Origin of the sequence: Rhodoferax ferrireducens T118 (assembly GCF_000013605.1) — a bacterium.
GTDB classification, from domain to species: domain Bacteria; phylum Pseudomonadota; class Gammaproteobacteria; order Burkholderiales; family Burkholderiaceae_C; genus Rhodoferax; species Rhodoferax ferrireducens.
Genome location: NC_007908.1, coordinates 345,257 through 366,135, shown reverse-complemented (window position 1 = coordinate 366,135; position 20,879 = coordinate 345,257). Strand labels below are relative to the sequence as shown.

The following is a 20,879-nucleotide window of genomic DNA, read 5'->3' as shown; positions in this document are numbered from 1 at the left end:
TCAGCGGATTTTTTCGCCCCATTGCCCAAAACGAATGAATTTATGAACCAAGCCATGCGCGATATTGACGAGCGAACCAATCTGACCGGCAACAGCATGTTTGAGTTGCTTTTGTTTCGTTTGGGTCAGGCCCCGGGCTCGCAGCGGCGCGAGTTGTTTGGCATCAATGTGTTCAAGGTGCGCGAGATCATGGTGATGCCCGAGATCACTGTCATGGTCAATGCGCCGCCTGCGGTCATGGGGGTGGCCAATATTCGGGGTCAGATGATTCCGGTCATCAACCTGCCAGCCGTGACCGGCTGCAATCCGACCCAGGGCCTGGGCATTTTGCTGGTCACCGAATTTGCCCGCACCACCCAGGCGTTTGCGGTGGAGGAAGTCAATGAGATTGTCCGGCTGGAGTGGAAGCACGTGCTGTCGGCCGAAGGCAACGGGGGTGGCCTGGTGACCAGCATCGCCCGGCTCGACGGCAACGCCGAGAACACCCGGCTGGCGCAGGTGCTCGATGTGGAGCAGATCCTGCGCGACGTGTTTCCGCCACCGCCTCAGGCACTGAACGACGACGCCATGCTGCCAAAATTGCAGTTGCCGCCCGGCACGGTGATTTTGGCCGCCGATGATTCGGCGGTCGCCCGCATGATGATCGAGCAGGGCCTCACAGCCATGGAGGTCCCTTACATCATGGCCAAAACGGGCCAGGAAGCGTGGGACCGATTGCAGGCCCTGTCGGTGCAAGCCGCGACCGAAGGCAAGACCGCACAGGACAAAGTGGCCCTGGTCCTGACCGACCTGGAGATGCCCGAGATGGACGGCTTTACGCTCACGCGCAACATCAAGCAGGATGTGCGCTTCAGGTCAATCCCGGTCGTGATTCACTCGTCTCTGACCGGCAGCGCCAACGAAGGCCATGTCAAGAGCGTGGGCGCCGACGCTTACGTGGCCAAGTTTGTCGCCGAAGAGCTGGCCGCTACCATTCGCCAAGTGTTGACGCGTTGACGGCCAACACCGCCGGTCATCAAGGTGCTCGCTTGGATCGGCTGGCCATGGCCTGTGCCAGGCGTGCCTTGGCTTCGGGGTAGACCAGGGCTTCTTCCAGTGCGATATGTTCCTGGCACAGCGCCACGAACACCTCGGCACCGTGCTTGAACTCGTCGGCGTCAAACCAGTTGTTGCCCAGGGCAATGGCGCGCAGCTGCGGCCCCAGCTCGATCCAGTTTTCTTCGATCCAGCCATGGTCCTGGTGCAGGGCATGCACGGCCGCCACCAGGTCGGCATTACCGCTGAGCAACAGTGGCGGAAACACGTTCTTCTCCTCCTCGGCATGGTGCTGGCGCGCGGTGCTGGAGAAGAAGGCTTCGATGGCCCCGGCCTGGTGCTGGGCTTTGGCATCCACGCCTGAGGTTTCCATCTGCCGCACCAGTGCTGCCAACTCAGCCAGATGCATCTGCATTTGCTGGTGACAGGCATCCAGCGTTACAAAGCTGAAGGGTTCGGGAAAGGCGCTCATGGTTGACATCCTATTTAATCAATTGGGGGCAGAGCTTGTGGATGCACAACTGCGGGCTGGCGCGCAAGATTTCTGCCTGACCCCCATTATCAACAAGGGCCTGTGGCCACGCTTGAGCCAAGTCAAGCGCTTGCAGGATTGACGCAGCGCCATCAGCACGCCACCGACCGGCTGCCGTTTCAAGGGCACAATCACCCAATAGAAACCAAGCATTCATCCAACTCTCGAGGACACCCCATGGCATCCGGAAAAATACTCGTCGCCCAAGGTGGCGGCCCCACGGCAGTGATCAATCAGTCGCTGGTCGGCGTGGCGCTGGAGGCGCGCCGCTTTAGCCAGGTGGCGCACATCTATGGCGCGCGCCATGGCGTGCGCGGCATCGTTGATGAAGAGTTTGTGGATCTCACCCAGGAGACCAGCCACAACCTGGAACTGGTAGCCAACACGCCCTCAAGCGCCCTGGGTTCGACCCGCGACAAGCCTGATATCGCCTATTGCCAGGAGATTTTCAGGGTGTTGCAGGCGCATCAGATCGAACACTTCTTCTACATCGGCGGCAACGACTCCAGCGACACGGTGCGTATCGTCAGCCAGGAAGCACAAAAAGCCGGCTACCCCTTGCGCAGCATTCACATCCCCAAGACCATCGACAACGACCTGGTGGGCAACGACCACACACCGGGCTTCCCCTCGGCGGCGCGCTTTGTGGCGCAAGCCTTTGCCGGGGCCAACCTGGACAATGCGGCACTGCCCGGCGTCTACGTAGGGGTGGTGATGGGGCGCCATGCCGGTTTTTTGACCGCGGCGTCCGCCTTGGGCAAGAAGTTCCCGGATGACGGGCCGCACTTGATCTACCTGCCCGAGCGCACCTTTGTGCTGGAACAATTTCTGCTCGATGTCAAGACCACCTACGAGCGCTATGGTCGCTGCGTCATCGCCGTGTCCGAAGGCATTCATGACGCCCAAGGCACGCCGATTGCCGCGCTGTTGGCCAAGGAAATGGAGCACGACGCGCACGGCAATGTGCAGCTCTCGGGCAACGGCGCGCTGGCCGACTTGCTGTGTGACGAGATCAAGGCCAGACTCAAGATCAAACGCGTGCGTGGCGACACCTTTGGCTACCTGCAGCGATCGTTCATCGGCTGCGTGTCCGATGTCGATCAACGCGAAGCCCGTGAGGTCGGCGAGAAAGCCGTGCAGTTTGCGATGTGGGGCGGGCACGACGGCTCGGTGGCGATCAAGCGCACCGGTTTTTACTCGGTCGACTATGAGCTGCTGCCCCTTGACGCGGTGGCTGGCAAGACACGGGTGATGGAAGACGAATTTATCGCCGCCAGCGGCACCGATGTGACCGATGCGTTTCGCATGTACCTGCGCCCGTTGCTGGGGTCCGGCATGCCCGACGCCTTCCGGCTGCGCCACAATCCCGTGGCCAAGGTACTTCATAGATAAAATTGACCTCTAGCCCCCGTACAATATACATACTTAGCTATATATTTGGTAGCAAAATGACATCAGATCGAACCTTGAGACAGTCGGGCAAGCCCTGGCGAACCTTGCCAGCTGCGTGGCTGGGACTGATGTTGCTGCTCGGTGGTTGCGGCAGTGCGCCACCACTTGCGGCGCCGACGCCGATGCCGGTTGCAACACCGGCGGCCAAAGCAAAACCGGTCATCGGCCTGGTGCTCGGCGGCGGCGCTGCCAAGGGTTTTGCCCACATCGGGGTCATCAAGGCACTCGAAGCGCAGGGCATCAAGCCCGATCTGGTGATTGGCACCAGTGCCGGTTCATTGATCGGCGCACTTTATGCCGCCGGCAAAAGCGGCTTCGAGTTGCAGGCGCTGGCCATCCCACTCAACGAGTTTCAGGTCAGCGACTGGGTGCTGCCTGACCGCGGCATGATCAAGGGCGAGGCGCTGGCCCGATTCGTCAACACAGCGGTGGGCAACCGCCCGCTGGAAAAGCTGCCCAGGAAATTCGGCGTGGTCGCCACCGATCTGGCCAGCGGCGAGCCGGTCGTGTTTCGCGTCGGCGACACCGGCACGGCGGTGCGGGCGTCAAGCAGCGTGCCGGGTGTCTTTCAGCCGGTCAGCATCCGCGGCCACGAGTATGTAGATGGCGGCCTGTCCAGCCCGGTGCCGGTGCGCTTTGCGCGCGAGATGGGCGCCACCTTCGTGATCGCGGTTGACATCTCCGACAAGCCGCTCAATAGCAAACTCAACAGCACCTTTGACATCCTGATGCAATCGGTCACCATCATGGGCCAGACCATCGCACGCTACGAGTTGCCATTGGCCGACGTGGTGATCCGCCCCAACATCGCGCAGCTGGAAGTGCTTGATTTCACGACCCGCCACATCGCAGTGCTGGAGGGAGAAAAGGCGGCGGCCCGGGTCATGCCCGCGCTTAAGGAGAAGCTGGCGCGCTTTGGCGAACCGCAGGTCACACAGACATCGGGGACCGCCGTGGCCCGGCCTTAGACCGCCCGGTTGCCGGATCGGTTCAGCGCGTCCAGCGCTCTGCCCCACGCTCAGCTTCCAAAACCGGTGGATTCAGGTCAGCCGCTTATTGACAGCACAAACGCCCAAGCGTAGATTGTGTTTTGCCGTTGCCATTGCGGTTTTGCGGACGTCCCTGGAGCGGCAAGCCGATCAACTTCATAGGAGAGTCGCATGAAAAACGAATCTCTGTGGACTGTCGTTCTGGCCACCGTCCTGGCCCCCGCCGTGATGGCGGCGGGTTCACCCAGTACGTCTTCGCGGCCAGCGCCGACCCGGCAAGCAGCCCAGCCGAGCGATTTCGAATTGGGTGTGAAGGCCGTGCAGGCGCGCGATTTCGAGCGCGCCCTGCCCCTGTTCGAGAAAGTGACACGGGCTGAACCGCGCAACGCCGACGCCTGGAACTACCTCGGCTTCAGCCAGCGTCAGTTGCGCCATTTCGACCAGTCCCTGGCCGCTTACCAGAAGGCGCTGGCGCTCAACCCAAACCATCGCGGCGCGATCGAATATCTGGGTGAGCTGTATCTCGACCTTGGCGAACCGGACAAGGCGCGTGAGCAACTTGCCAAGCTTCAGAGCCTATGCCCAAAAGGATGCTCCGAATTCGATGATCTGAGCAAGGCGGTCGGGGCCTTTCAGGCCAAGCCCAAGAGCTGAGCAACGCCCCATCAGCAGGCCCTTGACTTTGCTGTTTGAAAATTACGGGGCCGCGCTGGTCGCCTTCGTCCTGTTCGCGGTTTTCCACTCGGTCGGTGCGCACGAGCCCTTGAAGCACGCGCTGGCCCGCTGGACCAGCCCATTTTGGGTGGACCATTTCTGGCGCGTGGCCTATTGCAGCCTCAGCTTTGGCGCGCTCTACGGCGGTGTGTCAGCGCTGCTGTGGGGTCGCAATGGCGGCAACAATGTTTGGCTTGTTGACTATCCGGACTGGCTCTGGCAGGCCCTCACAATCCTGCATCTCGGATCCATCGGTCTGCTGTATGCAGCCTTCCTTCAGAGCGATTACCTTGAATTCCTCGGCCTCAAGCAGGCCTGGCGCGGACTGCGCGTGCTCGCCGGCAGGGCCGTTGAGCCGACGCCCGTTGCGCTCTTTGGCTCGCAACGATTGGTGACGACGGGCGTCTATGCCTGGGTACGCCACCCGATGCTGGCCGGTGGACTGCTCTTTCTGCTGACCAGTGGGCCCTCGGCGAACAACCTCGTCTACACCCTCATGTATACCGGCTATATGCTGCTCGGCGGCTACTATGAGGAACGGCGGATGGTCAAGATTTTTGGCGACGACTACCTGAGCTACCGGATCCGGGTGGGTGCCTTTTGCCCGCGCTTCTGGCGCCGCCAGGTCACTTGATTGCAGGCGATGCTCGACCAGATGGCCCTGTATTTCTATGACCCCCTGATCTTCTGGGGCGTACCGCTGGTGATCGCCGTGGCAGGGGTGGGCCTGCGCCGGGCGCTGAACTGGCTTAGGCGCCGTCGCGGCCGGTGAGTCTCTGGCGATGTCTCAACGTGTTCACGACGGATTCGGCCCGTGCACCACGGACAGTCAAGGAAACTTGGCCCCGCTTTGGGACAGAGTTTCTTCCGGCGGTTTGACCGCCTTAAAACTTCGATAAAGCGCCAGGTCATACACGAGCTTGAGGCCGCCGCAGAGAAAGAAGGGCAGGCTGAACAGGGCGGGATTGGTCAGGAAGATGCCTGTCAACACGGGCGCAAGCGATGCGCCGACCGAGCGCGCGATGCCCGTCACACCCGCGGCCGCCGAGCGCTCATCGGCCGAAACAACGGCCATGGTGTACGACTGCCGGGTCGGCACATCCATCTGCGAAATGCTGAAACGCGCCAGCAGCAGGCCGATGGCCAAGGGCAGGTTCGGCATCAAGGGAACCAGGATCAGCAACAGGTTGGAGGGAACATGGGTGAAAACCATGGTGTTGATCAATCCAAAGCGCTTTGCCAGGGGCACCGCCAGCAAAGCCGAGATTCCGGCCAGAACATTGGCACCAAAAAAGAGGCTTCCCAACAGGCCGGTGTCCACACCAAACTTGATGTGGAACCAATAGGCGATCATGCTTTGCAGGATCAGGCCGCCCGCGAAGGCATCAAGCGCGAACAAGGCCGACAAGCGCAGCACCACGGCGCGCGAGCGGTGTAACCCCAAGACAAGCCGGGTCCCGACCGGGGCTCTCTCCTGCACTTCAACGGCTGGCGACAGGGTCAGAAAAAGCAGCGTCAAAACCAGGCCACCGGCGGCGTAAGCGCCCAGCACCACTCTGTACGCGTCCAGCGCGAGCCAGCCCCGGCCCTGCAAAATCTGCACCACCCAGCCCCCGCAGAGCGCACCCATCGCGGTCGCAAAGGAGCCCGCCAGGTTGTACCAGGCGAAGACCTGCGTGCGCTTCTGGCTCGGGACGATCTGGCTCAGCCCGGCCTGTTCGACCGGCAGAAAAGGCCCGATCTCGTTCCCGCTCGGGCTGATGACACCGACGATGGCCGCAGCCATCAGCAAGACAATGTTATCCGTCAGAATGAACACAAGTCCCGCGCCCAGCATCAGCAGCGCGCCTATCTGCAACGTGCGCCGCCTGCCGAACCGGTCCGCGGACGTGGTCAGCCAAAGTGAAACGGCGGCGTCGCCCGCCAGCGTGAGCGAGAACAGCAAACCGATTTGCGGGTCCGTCAGCCCGACTTGCGCAAGATAAAGCGCCAAGAGGAGAGACAGGAAGCCGTAGCAAAAAAGGCGGACGACTCGCGTCGTGAAGAGAATTTTCAAATCCATCTGGCGTTATGCCCCGGCCACATCCAGCCTGCACCACGCATACAGCGCGTCGTAAACCTCAAATTGGTGCCGCAGGTTTTCCAGATCATCCGGAAAGCGCAGGCTGTAGCCGCTTGCAATTGCTTCCAGTCCGCGCGCGAGCGGATCCTGGTCGATGTCCGCGCCGACGTCCGCCGCATGGACGATTTTTGCCAGCCGCAACAAACCCGGCTCCTTCAAGTCATACTTCAAAATGATGGATTCAAAGGAACATCGGCCCTCGTGGTGCCCGAGTTCCACGCCGGGCGCGTCAAACGGGATGGCGCCGGTCTCTTGGGCAACTTTGTCAATCTGGTTCTTGGGCACAAACAGAAACTCCGCTGTGCTGTCAATAAAGCGGCTGATGAGCCACGGACAGGCCACGCGGTCAACGTGTACATGCGAACGGGTAATCCATTTCATGGCAATCTCCTGCTGTGAACCGGGATGGTAAACACAAGCTCACACTTCAGACAAGCCCGGTCTCGCCGAAGTGACAACCAAAATGACTGGGTCAGGCTTGCAGATCATGTCGGGGATCACACATGCCAGCGCATGAATGTGGTGCTGCGCGATGCATTGGGCGATCGGTTCGGTCAAGGGCGGGACTTTCGGGTGGGTGCTCATCATTCAAAAGGCGCTGGCGTCACCATCACACAGCCCGTGGACAAGTCCAGCGTTTTACAATAGCTACAGTTTTAATAGCAATTTACGCATATTCAACGGGGGCTACAGCCTGTTTTTATACAAATTTTTTCAGGCCCATCAAACCGGGCTGTCAATACGGATCCAGGTGGTCTTGGTCTCTGTGTATTTGTCAAAGGCATGCAGTGACTTGTCACGCCCGACGCCACTTTGCTTGAAACCACCAAAGGGGACGGTGATGTCGTCTTCGTCGTACTGGTTCACATGCACCGTGCCGGCGCGCAAAGCACGCGCCACGCCGTGTGCCTTGTTGATATCACGCGTCCAGACGGCGGCTTGCAGGCCATAGACGCTTTGATTGGCCTGGCGTACCACGTCGGCGGCATCGGTGAATGAAAGTACCGACAACACCGGGCCAAAGATTTCTTCCCGCGCAATCGTCATGTCATTCTTGACACCATCAAAAATGGTCGGTTGCACATAGCAGCCGCCGGTCTCCTGGAGTGCCTGCGCGCCACCGGCCAGCAATTTCGCGCCCTCGCGCTGGCCAACTTCGATGTAGCGCAAGACCGAGTCCATTTGCGTTTTGTCCACGATCGCACCCATGACAGTCGCCGGGTCCAAGGGATTGCCAGGTGCAAAGCCTGGCACCAGTGCCAGCGCCTTTTCCAAAAACTGCTCTTTGATGCCGGCCTCGACAAACAAGCGCGAGGGCGCGTTGCAGCTCTCCCCCTGGTTGAAGAAAATACTGCCGACCGCCGCCTCCACCGCCTTGTCCAGATTCGGGCAGTCGGCAAACACGATGTTGGGCGACTTGCCTCCGAGCTCGGTCCAGGCGCGTTTGAGGTTGCTCTGCGCGGCCATGATGTGAATCTGTTTGCCCACCCGGGTCGAGCCGGTGAACGCGATGCAATCGACATCCGTGTGCAAGGCCAGGGGCGAGCCGGCCTGCGCCCCGTAGCCGGTCACCACATTGAAGACGCCGGGCGGAATACCGGCTTGCAGCGCCAGATCGCCCAAACGCAAGGCCGTCAACGGGGACTTTTCACTGGGCTTGAGGACCACCGAATTGCCCGCCGCCAGCGCCGGGGCGATCTTCCAGGCGGCCATGATCATCGGGTAATTCCACGGCACGATCACACCGACCACCCCGACCGGCTCGCGCTGAATCAAGGCCAGCCCCGTGCTGGCCGTCGGTGCGATTTCGTCATAGATTTTGTCCACGGCTTCGCCATACCAGCGAATGCAATTGGCGGCGCTGTTGACATCCACCGCACGCGCGTATTGGATGGGCTTGCCCATGTCGAGCGTTTCCATCAGCGCCAGTTCATCGGCGTGCGCCAACAGCTGGTCAGCAAATTTGATCATCACCCGTTTGCGCGCCGCCGGGGCCATGCCACGCCAGCGCCGGTCTTCGAACGCAGCGCGAGCGGCTGCAACTGCCGCGTCCACATCGGCCTGCCCACAGCACGCAACCACCGTCAACAAGCGCCCATCCACCGGTGAAATACAGTCAAACGTCGCGCCGTCGCGGGCATCGACACGCTGGCCATTGATCAAAGCGCGACCATCGAATTGGTGATTTGCCATCATGACCTCCTACGAAAAAATGGAAGATGCAGGGCGTGCGTGCGTAAAAAAAATGGGCTTGCTACTGCGCCTGCAAAGCAAGCAGTTCAGCGCGTGTAGCGGCCGCAATTTCACGCTCACGTTTGCGTGTCTGGCGCGCCACCCACACACTGTAGGTGATGACCACCAGCGTCACCGACGCAATCAGCAGCGTGGCAGCCGCGTAAATGGTCGGATTGATACCGCGCCTGGCATAGCCAAAAATCACCTGCGGCAAGGTGTTGACCCCCGGGCCGGACAAGAACTCGGCGATCACCACATCGTCAAACGACAAGGTAAACGCCAGCAAATACGCAGCCAAGACAGCCTGCAAAATATTTGGCAGGGTGACCAAAAAGAACACCTGAAACGGTTTCGCACCCAAGTCCATGGCGGCTTCTTCAATGGCGCGATCCATCTCCAGCAAGCGCGACTGCACCACCACCGTGCCATACGCCATGCCCAGCAACATATGCCCCAGCACAATGGTCAGCATGCCGCGTTGCGGCCAGCCCAGGGCGTTTTGCACGCCCACCATCAACAGCAGCAGCGACAAGCCAATGACCACCTCGGGCATGACCAGCGGCGCATTCACCATGCCAGAAAAAAGTGTGCGCCCGGCAAAGCGGCGGTAACGCACCAATACAAAAGCCGCAAAAGTGGCGAGCACCGCCGAGGCCACACCAGCCGCCGTGGCAACCTGCACGGACAACCAAAAGCCATCGACAATCTTGGTGTCACGCGTCAAAGCCTCGTACCAGCGCAGTGAGAAGCCGGTGAACACCGCGTCCTGGCGGGTATTGTTGAACGAGAACACCAGCATGAAAAACAGCGGCAAATACAAAAACAAGAAGGTGACCGCCAGCCAGGCTTTGCCAAAGTAACGATTCAACAGTTTTTTCATGAACGCTCCTCAACGACGCACTTCGGCCGCATCGCCGGTGAAGTGGTAGTAAACAGCCAGTGGCACCACAATCAAGCCAATCATCACCACCGCCAGTGCAGAGGCGCGCGGCCAGTTGTTGCTGGTGAACATTTCGTCCCACACCACGCGGCCAATCATGATGTTTTCCGGCCCGCCCAGCAGCGACGGAATCACGAACTCGCCGACACAGGGAATAAACACCAGCATGAAGCCAGCAATGATGCCGGCCTTGGACAGCGGCACGGTGACAAGCCAAAACGCCTTGAAGGGCGAGGCCCCCAGATCGTAAGCGGCCTCCAACAAGCGAATATCCATCTTGACCAGATTGGCGTACAGCGGCAGCACCATAAACGGCAGATAGACATAGGTCATGCCCACCAGCATCGACACATCGGTGTAGAGCATTTGCATCGGTTCGGTGATGAGCCCCAGAGCCAGGAGCATCTGATTCAACACGCCCTGATCCGCCAATATGCCCTTCCAAGCATAGACCCGTAGCAAAAACGAGGTCCAAAATGGCAGCATCACCATCATCAGCAAGGCCGGCCGCAAATTGGGGGCCGAGCGAGCGATGAAGTATGAAAAAGGGTAGCCTATCACCAGGCACAGCACCGCAGTGCAGAGCGCGTACCAGATCGAGCGCACGTAGGCCTCGATGTAAATGGTCTGAAACAGCCCGCTACCGTCACTCGACTGAAAAATGGAATAGTAGTTTTCGTACTTGAGCTTGAGCAGGCCGGTTTCAGAGTCCCAGATCGGCTTGAAGGGCGAGATGTCGTTGCCCATGTCGACAAAGCTGATGTAGAGCAGAATCAAAAACGGCAGCATGAAAAACAGAACGAGCCAGACGGCGGGCACACCAATCACAAAGCGCCTGCCGGGTAGGGTGAGGTTCAACTTGGCCATAGCGCACCCCGCTTAGTCGCGCAACACGACGCCCGCGCCGTCGCTCCACCAAAAGAACACATCGTCTTCCCAGGTGATGTGGCTCAGCTCGTGGCGCGAGGTATTGGCCTCGGTTATCTTGACCCGCTTGCCGTCTTCCGTCTGAACGATAAAGGTGTTGTACGAGCCGAAGTAAGCGATTTCTTTGACTTTGCCGGCAAATACGTTGTGATCTGCGGCCGGACGTTCTCTGTTGATTTCAATTTTTTCTGGCCGCACCGCAATCGCAGACGGCATGTTCAGCGCCCCACTCACACCGTGACTGACATGGATTTCACCCATGCTGGTGGCCACCGCACAATGGTCTGGCTGATCAATGCTCAACCTGCCGTCAAACAAATTCACGTTGCCAATGAAATCCGCCACGAAACGACTGGAGGGATGTTCATAAACCTCTTCAGGTGAACCCACCTGCAGCACCCGTCCCTTGCTCATGACGGCAATACGCCCGGCCATGGTCATGGCTTCTTCCTGATCATGCGTCACCATGACGCAAGTCACGCCGACTTTTTCGATGATATTGACCAGCTCAAACTGGGTCTGCTCGCGCAACTTCTTGTCCAGCGCCCCAAGCGGCTCGTCCAGCAGCAGCACCTTGGGCTTTTTCGCCAGACTGCGCGCCAGCGCCACGCGTTGCTGCTGGCCACCCGACAGCTGGTGCGGCTTGCGTTTGGCATACGGGGTGAGCTGCACCAGGTCGAGCATTTCGCCGACACGCTGCTGAATGTCGCTTTTGGGTAGCCCCTCGCGCTTGAGGCCAAAGGCGATGTTTTCCCAAATATCAAGATGCGGAAACAAGGCATACGACTGAAACATCATGTTGAAGGGCCGCTCATAGGGCGCCAGCCTGGCCACATCCTGCCCGCTGAGCAAAATCCGCCCGGAGGTGGGTGTCTCAAACCCGGCCAGCATCCGCAGCAGGGTGGACTTGCCACAGCCTGAGCTGCCCAACAGAGCAAAAATCTCGCCCTGTTTGATCGACAAATCCACCTCATCAACCGCCACCGCCTCGTCAAAGCGTTTGACCAGTTTTTCGGTCACCAGGTAATTGTCTCTGGAGCCAGCGTCAGCCATGCGTAGACCTCAGGTTTGAACATTCAACCGAACACGTAAAAAGGGCTGCTTATACCCAGCGTACAAACAGCCCTTGACCAAGCAAGCCAAAAAAGGCTTACTTGCCCTTTTTGAAGCTGTTGTAGACCGTGGCCATGGCCTCGCGTGCTTCATTGGTGAAGCTGCTCGGGGCAATCATCTTGGCAAAGTAGTCTGACTCAACAAAAATGGTCTTGTTGCCAGCAATTTCAGGCTTGATTTTGTCCATCGCTGCCTTGTTCGCCGTCGGGTAGTTCATTTCGTTGGCCATGCGAGCGGCGTTTTCAGGACGCAGATAGAAGTCGATGAAGGCCAGCGCGTTGTTGGGGTGCTTGGCATCTTTGGTGATGGCCATGGTGTCAAAGAAAATCAGTGCACCGGTGCTGGGCAACAGCGACTCGATGACGTCTTTGGACTTGTTTTCTTTGGCGCGATTTGCCGCGATGTTGATGTCGCCCGACCACCCAATGGCCACGCAGGCTTTGCCGCCAGCAATGTCGTCGATCATGGTCGAGCTGAAAATGCGCACATCTTTGCGCACCTTGGCCAACATCTCATTCGCGAGCTTGTAATCGGCCGGATCGTTCGAATACGCATCCTTGCCGATGTAGTGCAACGCCGCCGGGATGATTTCGGTAGGCGAATCCAGGTAGGCAATACCGCAGGATTTCAACTTGCTGGTGTATTCGGGCTTGAACACCAGGTCCCAGGCGTTTTCAGGCATGGGTGTTTTGCCCAGCGCCTTGGCGACCTTGGTCTTGTTGATGCCCACGGTGGTAAAGCCCCAGGCCCAGGGGACCAGGTACTTGTTGCCGGGGTCGGTGTTTTTAGCCAGCGTGGCCATGATGTTTGAGTCCAGGTTGCCCAGGTTCTTGATCTTGGCCTTGTCCAGGGGCTGGAACATGCCGCCTTCGATCTGTGGTTTGGCAAACACCGAGCCGGGCACCACGATGTCATAACCGGTGTTGCCCGCCACCAGCTTGGCATGCAGCGCTTCGTTGGTCTCGAAGGTGTCGTAATTGACCTTGATTCCGCTCTCTTTCTCGAAAGCAGCCATCATGCCCTCAGGGATGTAGTCAGGCCAGTTGTAGATGTTGAGGACTTTTTCTTCGCTGTTCTGCGCCACCGGTGCGGGCGCGCTCACCACCGTAGCGGGTACCGCCACGGGCGCAGGTGGCTCCTCTTTCTTTCCGCAAGCAGCCAACACCAGCGCAGACAGCGCAAATGACCATAGATACTTTTTCATCATGAAGAACACTCCGTTTGTGAGAAAGAAAATAAAGGTAATACGAGTGTGAGGCTAGCAAAAAACACGCCACAGAACTACTGGGATAAACGCTCAGATCAGCCCTTTTTGGTGCAATTCCTGTTGCGTTAAATCGAGCGCCTGTCGAATCAGGCGCAGCATCTCGTCAATATCGTCGTGCGTCATGGTCAATGGCGGCGCGATGATCATGCGGTCACCCACGGCGCGCATGATCAGCCCGTTTTGAAAGCAGTGTCCGCGGCACATCATGCCGACCCCCAGCGCCTCGGCAAAACGCTCGCGCCGTTTTTTGTTCTTGACCAGAACCAGACCTGCCGTAAAACCGCAGGTTTCAGCCACGCCGACCAGCGCGTGTTCAGCGATTTTCTCAAAGCCACGCGCCAGATAAGGACCAATGTCGTCGCGCACACGTTGCGGCAGTTGCTCGCGCTCCATGATGGCCAGATTGGCCAAGCCTACCGCGCATGCAACTGGGTGCCCACTGTACGTATAACCGTGGTTGAACTCGCCACCTTTTTCAATCAGCACCTTGGCAACGCGGTCTCCCACCATGACCCCGCCCAGCGGGATGTAGCCACTGGTGACGGCCTTGGCGAAGGTCACCAGATCGGGTTTGTAGCCAAATTTTTCATAGGCGAACCAATGTCCGAGACGTCCAAACGCACAGATCACTTCATCACTGACGAGCAGGATGTTGTACTTGTCGACGATGCGCTGGATCTCGGGCCAGTAGGTCGCAGGCGGAATGATGACGCCACCGGCGCCCTGAATGGGCTCGGCAATGAACGCGGCCACCTTATCGGCACCGACTTCGACAATTTTCGCCTCCAGCCAGCCAGCCGCACGCAGTCCAAACTCAGCCTCACTTTCACCGGGCAGGCCGTTTTCAAAAAAATAAGGCTGGCCAATGTGGGTGATCTTGGGAATGGGCAAATCCCCTTGTGCGTGCATGCCACTCATGCCGCCCAGCGAGGCGCCCGCCATGGTGCTGCCATGGTAGGCGTTAAGCCGACTGATGATGACCTTGCGCTGCGGCTGGCCCAGCAGGTCCCAATAACGACGCACCATGCGCACGTTGGAGTCATTGCTTTCACTGCCACTGGATGAATAAAAGACATGTTGAAAGCTGCGGCCGTCCACTTCGGGTGCCAGGGAGGCCAGACGCGCCGCCAGTTTGACGGCAGGCACATTGGTGGTCTGGAAAAAACTGTTGTAGAACGGCAGCGTCATCATTTGCTGGTAGGCGGCATCGGCCAACTCCTTGCGTCCATATCCGACGTTGACACACCACAAACCACTCATGGCGTCGAGCAGTTTCTCGCCTTCCGAGTCCCAGATGTAAACACCCTCGGCCCGGGTGATCACGCGCGCACCGCGTGTCGCCAGGTCGCCGTGATCGGTGAAGGGATGAATGAAGTGCGCACTGTCGAGCGCCTGCAACGCCTGGGTGTCGTATTGCTCGGTGCGGCGTACCCATGCGGGCGGTGGAATCAGGGTCGACGGGTTCATGGGAGGCTCCTCAAACGGGTTCGGACGTGACAGCGCTGGCGGGCAGACTCAAACACAGGGGTTAAACATGCAACAGCAGATGCTCGCGCTCCCAGGGCGAAATCACCTTCATGAATTCATCAAACTCAAGCTCCTTGATTTCGGAGTACACCGTGATGAATTCCTTGCCAAGCACCTCATGCAGGTCCGATTCGCGGCGCAACCAGTCCAGCGCCTCGCCCAGACTGCGGGGCAGGGAATAGGGCGCCAGGTAGGCGTCGCCCTTCATCTCCGGCTTGGGCTTGATCTTGTTTTTTATTCCCAGGTAGCCACAGGCCAGGGTCATGGCCATGGCCACATAGGGATTGGCATCGGCACCGATCACACGGTTTTCAACCCGACGCGCTTGCGGCGACGATATCGGCGAGCGGATGCCCACGGTCCGGTTGTCATAGCCCCATTCAATGTTGATCGGTGCCGCCGAATTGCGCGACAGCCGGCGGTAGCTGTTGACGTAAGGCGCCACCAGCACCATGGCCGCCGGAATGTAGCGCTGCAAGCCGCCGATGTAGTGCATAAAAGTCTCGGATGGCGTGCCGTCCTCGTTGCTGAATACATTTTTGCCGGTCGCCACATCCAGCAGACTTTGGTGCACATGCATGGCACTGCCCGGCTCGCCGGCAATCGGTTTGGCCATGAAAGTGGCATACATGTCATGGCGCAGCGCCGACTCACGAACCGTGCGCTTGAAAAAGAACACTTCGTCCGCCAGCCCCAGAGGCTCGGCATGGAAAAAATTGATTTCCATCTGGCCGGCACCGACTTCATGGATCAAGGTGTCGACATTGAGTTCCATCTTGTCGCAGAAATCGTAAATTTCTTCAAACAAGGGGTCAAACTCGTTGACCGCATCAATACTGTAGGCTTGGCGCGAGGTTTCGGAGCGTCCGCTTCGACCAACCGGTGCCCGCAGCAAGGTGTTGGGGTCGGTGTTGCGAGCCGTGAGATAGAACTCAAGTTCGGGTGCCACAATGGGTTGCAGGCCTTGCGCGGCGAACAAATCGCAGACCCGACGCAAGACAGTGCGCGGCGCATAAGGCACCAAGTTGCCCTGGTGGTCGAAGCAGTCGTGAATCACCTGGGCCGTGGGGTCGGTGGCCCACGGGACGATGCGCACCGTCGTGGGGTCTGGGCGCAACTGCATATCCTTGTCGGTGGGGTCAATCACGTCGTAGTACGGCCCACTTTCAGGAAACTCTCCCGTCACACCCATCGCCACGATCGCCTGCGGCAAGCGCATACCCCGGTCTTCAGTGAACTTGGCGCGTGGAAGAATTTTTCCGCGCGCGACACCGGTCAAGTCGGGCACCAGACACTCCACCTCGGTCACGCGGCGCTCATTGAGCCATTGCTCCAAATCATTGAAGTTCATGGTTTTCTTGTCGTTCATCAGTTACTCCTCTTGGTGTTTTCTACAGCACATGCTCGGAACCAGACCATCGTGCACATTGTCGTGCGCGACAGGCTGCACCGAAGGCTTCGAACAAGCGGATCGAGTGCGGGTTCTGCGCCGCCATCCACTCCGGGTGCCATTGCACACCCAGGGTAAATTGCGCGAACTCCGGAAGGTGGATGGCTTCTATGACGCCATCCTCCGCATGCGCCAGGGCTTGCAGGCCATGACCCAGCGTCTTGATGCACTGACCATGCAAGGAGTTGACCGCAATTTCATCCTGCTGCATCAAACCGGCGAACCAGGTGCCAGGAACCAGGCGCACCTTGTGGCTCGCAGCGTACTGTTCAGAAACCGGCGCGGCGGGGTCCTCGCGGTGATCCTTCAGCTTGGGAATCGTGTAAAGCTGCTGATGGATGTCGCCACCAAACGCGACGTTCATTTCCTGCATCCCGCGGCAAACACCAAGTAGCGGCAGGCCCATCGCCAGCGCCATGCGAATGGTCGGCAAATCAAACAGGTCGCGATCTTTGTCCTGCGCTTTTTCGGGCGTCAGATTGGGCTGGCCGTACAGTGCCGGATCAATATTTGTACCGGCGCCGGTCAGGTAAACCCCATCGACCATGGACAGGTATTGTTCGATGTCTTGGGTGCCAAAACAGGTCGGCGCCAGCACCGGCACACAGCCTGCGTGCTCAATCAGTGGCCGAATGTACTTGACGGTCATCACTTGATACGGATGGCCGTGGCGTTCCTGTGCGCCCATGGACATCAGCACCACGGGTTTGCGTTTGGCGCTCTGGGTTGTCGGTCGCCGGACCCCGGAAGGCGGTTTTGTCATAACTGACTCGGTATTCTTTTCACCATTGTGCCCGCGCAATTGGTTCACAATAGGGGCCGGTTTAACCCAGTTGATGGTGCCACTTTATGCTCTCCGAATATTTATTGACAGAAATTGCACGCCTGGGCTTGCAGACCAAGCTGCCGCTGCACCGACAGTTATATGAAGCGCTGCGCCGCGCCATGCTGGATGGCAAATTGTGCGCAGGTCAGCGCCTGCCGTCCAGTCGCGAATTGACGCAGGATTTGGGCCTGTCGCGCAATACCGTGGTGGCGGCACTCAACCAGTTGGCCGTCGAGGGCTATCTGGTCAGCCATATCGGCAGCGGCACTTTTGTCAATGACAGCGTCCCCAAGGTTGCGCCCCGCCACCGGACAGCCCACGAGAAGCAGGGTGCAACATTGTCCCGACGTGGACGGGCGCTGGCGACGACGTTTTGTGCCACGCAACTTGAGATTCAGCCGTTTACCCCCGGTATCGCCGACTTCAGCGCTTTTCCCGTGGCTTTATGGCAGCGCCTGCAAAACAAGCACTGGCGCATGACCTATCCCGACATGCTGGACTACAACTTTTCCGGCGGCTACTGGCCGCTGCGCCGGGCCGTTGCCGACTATCTGCGCGTCTTTCGCAGCGTGCCGCTTGATGTCGATCAAGTCATCATTACCAGCGGCACCCAACAGTCGATGGAACTGTGCGCACAGCTACTCGCCGACCACTCTGATACCGTCTGGCTGGAGGACCCGGCCTATTGGGGTGCCATCAAAGCCTTTATGGCGACCGGTTTGAACCTGCATTCAGTGCCGGTCGATCAGGAAGGTATTGCACCCCAAGCCGAGGACGAAGCCGTGCCGCCACGCCTGATCTATGTGACGCCATCCCACCAGTACCCGACCGGTGCCGTGATGTCGCTGGCGCGGCGGCACCAGATTTTGTCGATTGCCCGCCGCCACAAAGCCTGGGTTCTGGAAGACGACTATGACAGTGAATTCCGTTTTAGCGGACCACCGATTTCGTCACTGGCCGGCCTCGACACTGACCAGCGCGTGCTTTACCTGGGTTCATTCTCGAAAGTGCTTTATCCTGGCCTCAAACTGGGCTACCTGGTCGTACCCAAGACGCTCGTGCCGCCTTTCAAGCAGGCGCACTACGACCTGAACCGGCCGGGCCAGATGCCGCTGCAAGCGGCACTGGCCGAATTCATTGAAATGGGGTACTTCGCCAGCGCGCTGCGCCGTGCCCGCCAGGGCTACGCCGAACGCAGGCAGTGCCTGCTCGCCGCGCTGCAGCCCTGCCTTGGGCCATACGCTCACATCTCCGGCGCTGAGCAGGGCCTGCACCTGTGTGTGCGGCTGCCCCCTACACTCGACGACAAGGCCCTGGCGCAGCGCCTTGGGGAACTTGGTTTGACCGTGCGCGCCTTGTCTGCGTATTGTCTGCGACGTACCGACGCCAAAGGTCTGGTCATTGGTTACGGCTATGCGACCTTGACTGACATTGCGCATTACGGCCCCCTGGTCGCCAAGGCGATTGCTGGCGCACTGGCATGTTTGACACCCAAGCTTGAGTCTCTATAGGGCGTCGCGCAGCCGGTGATACAGCATGCCAAGTACCAGACTGGGCCTGCGCAACAGTGGCCCACCGGGAAACTTGCGGTGCTGCAGCTTCGCAAACACGTCAAAGCGCTCGGCTTGCCCGGCCACCGCTTGCGCCACCACGCGCCCGGCCAGTCCGGTCAACGCCACGCCGTGGCCGCTAAAACCCTGCAGGTAATACAGGTTGTCGCCCAAACGGCCAAAGTCGGGTGCGCGGTTCATGCTGATATCGACAAAACCGCCCCAGACGAAGTCAATCGGCACCTGCCGCAGCGCCGGGAACACCTCGCCCATGCGCCGCGCCAAGGTGTCTTGCAGGTGGGCCGGTGTTCGGGTGGTATAGCTGACCCGGCCACCAAACAGCATGCGGTGGTCGGCGCTGAAGCGAAAGTAATCGAGGATGAAATTGTTGTCGCAGGCGCTGGCGTTGCTCGGGATCAGGCGCCGGCACAAACCGGGAGCCAGCGGCGCGGTGCCGATGATGTAGGTGCCCACCGGCATGATGCGCGGGGTGATATCGGGCGCCACCGCTGGACCGTATTCAGCCAGCGTGCAGTTGCCGGCCAGCACGCCGAACTTGGCAGTCACGACCCCCGCGCCCGTGCGTGCCATCAAACGGCTGCCGCGCTTGATGGCCAGCACCGCCGAGTGTTCAAAGATCTGCACCCCCAGCGCCTTGGCGGCACGCGCCAGCCCGAGCCCGTACTTCAGCGGATGCAGGTGGCCGGACTGCCGCTCAAACGCCGCCGCACAGTAGCGTGGGCTCTGAATGTGGCGCTGCACATCGGCACCTTTCACCAACTCCGTCACAAAACCATAGTCACGCTCCAGGGTCGTCAATTCGGCTTCCAGCGCGCGCGCTTTGCGCCGGGAGTCGGCCAGGTACAGATAACCCTTGACGTGATCGCAATCAATCTGGAACGCTTTGACGCGCTCATCAATCATGGCCAGGCCTTCCACCGTCATATCCCACGCCAGTCGCGCATGGGCTTGGCCGAGTTGTTGGTCAAATGGCGCTTGTCCACCGGAAAACCCCACAATCGCCTGGCCGCCGTTGCGCCCGGATGCACCGCTGCAAACCCGGTCGGCCTCCAGCACCACCACCTGGTAGCCGCGTTGCGCCAGTTCAATGGCCGCCGACAGTCCGGCAAACCCGGCACCTACCACCAACACGTCGGCGTTCAGCTCCCCACGCAAAGGCGGGCCGACCGGCGCGCGCTGTACGCTGGCTTCGTAATAACTTTTCTGGTTCAGTTGGGTATCTGACGCAAGCAACATGAATGGCACTTTTCAAAGCAGGACTTTGGCCACCTGGCCGCACAGATAAGTCCAAACCAGCGTGGCGGCCGCACTGCTGGTGAGTTCAGCATGGTCATAAGCCGGCGCCACCTCCACGCAATCCATGCCAATCATGTTGAGCGGCGCCAACTCTTCCAGCAAGGTCAGCACTTGCGAGCTGCTCAGGCCGCCCGGCTCCGGCGTGCCGGTGCCGGGTGCAAACGCCGGATCGAGACAGTCGATATCCAGTGTCAAATAACAAGGGCGCTGGCCCAGTCGGGTCCGAATTTGCGCGATCACCGGTTGCAACCCGGCCCCATCGAGTCCGCGCAATTGCCGGGCGGTGAAAATCAAACCACCTTGATCCTGCACATACTCGCGGGCTGCCCGTTCGCCACTGGAACGCAGCCCGATTTGCACCGTATGCCGCGGGCTCACCAGCCCCTCAGCCATCGCCTCGTAGGCCCAGGTGCCGTGGCCCGAAGGCTCGCCGAAATGATCGGTCCATGTATCGCAGTGCGCATCAAAGTGCACCAGGGCGAGTTCACCATGCTGCGCCCGGGCCGCGCGCAACAGGGGCAAGGTGACCGAATGATCTCCGCCCAGGAAAACGCAGTGGTGCCCGGCCATCAGCGCCGCTGCCTGCGCCTGGATCTGCTGGCGCACGTCGGCCAGTGGTGATGCATTGGGCAGGCGCATGTCAAGGGCATCGCCAAGGTGGCCGATCGGTGAGACGCCAAAAAACGGATGTGAACCGTCGCACAGCATCAAGCTGGCGCGCCGGATCTCCTGCGGCCCAAAGCGGGCGCCGGGTCGATGGGTCACAGCCCCATCAAAAGGAACGCCGACCACCGCGAATGGCTGAGCAGCCAGCTCGGGCACCGCGAGGAAACGATTGCTGTTGTTGGCGTACGAAAATTGACCCAGGCCCATCAGAACCCCT

General features: G+C 59.7%; 20 protein-coding genes. 7 read left to right on the top strand and 13 right to left on the bottom strand.

The genetic code is table 11. The annotated features are described in order from the left end of the window. The first annotated feature begins 42 nt into the window (after positions 1-42). The gene (locus RFER_RS01810; RefSeq protein ID WP_011462691.1) at positions 43-996 is read left to right on the top strand and encodes a chemotaxis protein; all 954 of its coding nucleotides are present in this window, start codon (positions 43-45) and stop codon (positions 994-996) included. A gap of 19 nt (positions 997-1,015) precedes the next feature. Here the strand turns inward: RFER_RS01810 and RFER_RS01805 are convergent, their stop codons facing one another. Continuing rightward, the gene (locus RFER_RS01805; protein ID WP_011462690.1) at positions 1,016-1,507 is read right to left on the bottom strand and encodes a hemerythrin domain-containing protein; all 492 of its coding nucleotides are present in this window, start codon (positions 1,505-1,507) and stop codon (positions 1,016-1,018) included. 237 nt (positions 1,508-1,744) lie between these two features. Between RFER_RS01805 and RFER_RS01800 the strand changes: the two genes are divergently transcribed. The 5 genes from RFER_RS01800 (at position 1,745) to RFER_RS24800 (ending at position 5,494) form a co-directional block, all read left to right on the top strand. Beyond that, the gene (locus tag RFER_RS01800; RefSeq protein WP_011462689.1) at positions 1,745-2,959 is read left to right on the top strand and encodes a 6-phosphofructokinase; all 1,215 of its coding nucleotides are present in this window, start codon (positions 1,745-1,747) and stop codon (positions 2,957-2,959) included. 56 nt (positions 2,960-3,015) lie between these two features. Beyond that, positions 3,016-3,987: a patatin-like phospholipase family protein gene (locus RFER_RS01795; protein ID WP_011462688.1), complete on the top strand. Its 972-nt coding sequence runs from the start codon at positions 3,016-3,018 to the stop codon at positions 3,985-3,987. Positions 3,988-4,179: 192 nt separating this feature from the next. Then, positions 4,180-4,662, top strand: a complete 483-nt coding sequence (locus RFER_RS01790; RefSeq protein ID WP_011462687.1) for a tetratricopeptide repeat protein — start codon at positions 4,180-4,182, stop codon at positions 4,660-4,662. Between the two features lie 22 nt (positions 4,663-4,684). Then, on the top strand, positions 4,685-5,356 hold the full coding sequence (locus tag RFER_RS01785; RefSeq protein ID WP_011462686.1) for a methyltransferase family protein: 672 nt from the start codon (positions 4,685-4,687) through the stop codon (positions 5,354-5,356). Between the two features lie 9 nt (positions 5,357-5,365). Next, the gene (locus RFER_RS24800; protein WP_279587691.1) at positions 5,366-5,494 is read left to right on the top strand and encodes a hypothetical protein; all 129 of its coding nucleotides are present in this window, start codon (positions 5,366-5,368) and stop codon (positions 5,492-5,494) included. Positions 5,495-5,551: 57 nt separating this feature from the next. Here the strand turns inward: RFER_RS24800 and RFER_RS01780 are convergent, their stop codons facing one another. From RFER_RS01780 to RFER_RS01735, 10 genes are all read right to left on the bottom strand, one after another. Beyond that, positions 5,552-6,784, bottom strand: coding sequence for an MFS transporter (locus tag RFER_RS01780; RefSeq protein WP_011462685.1), 1,233 nt, complete (start codon positions 6,782-6,784; stop codon positions 5,552-5,554). 6 nt (positions 6,785-6,790) lie between these two features. Further along, on the bottom strand, positions 6,791-7,225 hold the full coding sequence (locus RFER_RS01775) for a chromate resistance protein ChrB domain-containing protein (protein WP_011462684.1): 435 nt from the start codon (positions 7,223-7,225) through the stop codon (positions 6,791-6,793). Between the two features lie 342 nt (positions 7,226-7,567). After that, positions 7,568-9,037, bottom strand: a complete 1,470-nt coding sequence (locus tag RFER_RS01770; RefSeq protein ID WP_011462683.1) for an aldehyde dehydrogenase — start codon at positions 9,035-9,037, stop codon at positions 7,568-7,570. 61 nt (positions 9,038-9,098) lie between these two features. Continuing rightward, positions 9,099-9,959 carry an ABC transporter permease gene (locus tag RFER_RS01765; protein WP_011462682.1) on the bottom strand — a complete coding sequence of 287 codons (861 nt, stop codon included), beginning with the start codon at positions 9,957-9,959 and terminating at the stop codon, positions 9,099-9,101. Positions 9,960-9,968: 9 nt separating this feature from the next. After that, entirely contained in the window at positions 9,969-10,886 is a 918-nt protein-coding gene (locus tag RFER_RS01760; protein ID WP_011462681.1) for an ABC transporter permease, read from the bottom strand. A 12-nt stretch (positions 10,887-10,898) separates the two neighbouring features. Next, positions 10,899-11,999 carry an ABC transporter ATP-binding protein gene (locus tag RFER_RS01755; RefSeq protein ID WP_011462680.1) on the bottom strand — a complete coding sequence of 367 codons (1,101 nt, stop codon included), beginning with the start codon at positions 11,997-11,999 and terminating at the stop codon, positions 10,899-10,901. A gap of 97 nt (positions 12,000-12,096) precedes the next feature. Beyond that, positions 12,097-13,266, bottom strand: a complete 1,170-nt coding sequence (locus tag RFER_RS01750; protein ID WP_011462679.1) for an extracellular solute-binding protein — start codon at positions 13,264-13,266, stop codon at positions 12,097-12,099. 90 nt (positions 13,267-13,356) lie between these two features. Further along, entirely contained in the window at positions 13,357-14,793 is a 1,437-nt protein-coding gene (locus RFER_RS01745) for an aspartate aminotransferase family protein (RefSeq protein WP_011462678.1), read from the bottom strand. A gap of 61 nt (positions 14,794-14,854) precedes the next feature. Continuing rightward, positions 14,855-16,222 carry a glutamine synthetase family protein gene (locus RFER_RS01740; RefSeq protein ID WP_011462677.1) on the bottom strand — a complete coding sequence of 456 codons (1,368 nt, stop codon included), beginning with the start codon at positions 16,220-16,222 and terminating at the stop codon, positions 14,855-14,857. Between the two features lie 22 nt (positions 16,223-16,244). Beyond that, positions 16,245-17,066, bottom strand: a complete 822-nt coding sequence (locus RFER_RS01735) for a gamma-glutamyl-gamma-aminobutyrate hydrolase family protein (RefSeq protein WP_011462676.1) — start codon at positions 17,064-17,066, stop codon at positions 16,245-16,247. An 86-nt stretch (positions 17,067-17,152) separates the two neighbouring features. Between RFER_RS01735 and RFER_RS01730 the strand changes: the two genes are divergently transcribed. Next, on the top strand, positions 17,153-18,640 hold the full coding sequence (locus tag RFER_RS01730) for a PLP-dependent aminotransferase family protein (RefSeq protein ID WP_011462675.1): 1,488 nt from the start codon (positions 17,153-17,155) through the stop codon (positions 18,638-18,640). Here RFER_RS01730 and RFER_RS01725 read toward each other — a convergent pair. Next, a complete protein-coding gene (locus RFER_RS01725) occupies positions 18,635-19,936 on the bottom strand; it encodes an NAD(P)/FAD-dependent oxidoreductase (protein ID WP_011462674.1) in 1,302 nt (433 codons plus the stop codon). The two genes, RFER_RS01730 and RFER_RS01725, sit on opposite strands and share 6 nt — an antisense overlap. A 12-nt stretch (positions 19,937-19,948) precedes the next feature. Then, positions 19,949-20,869, bottom strand: a complete 921-nt coding sequence (gene speB, locus RFER_RS01720; protein WP_011462673.1) for an agmatinase — start codon at positions 20,867-20,869, stop codon at positions 19,949-19,951. Positions 20,870-20,879 lie beyond the last annotated feature (10 nt).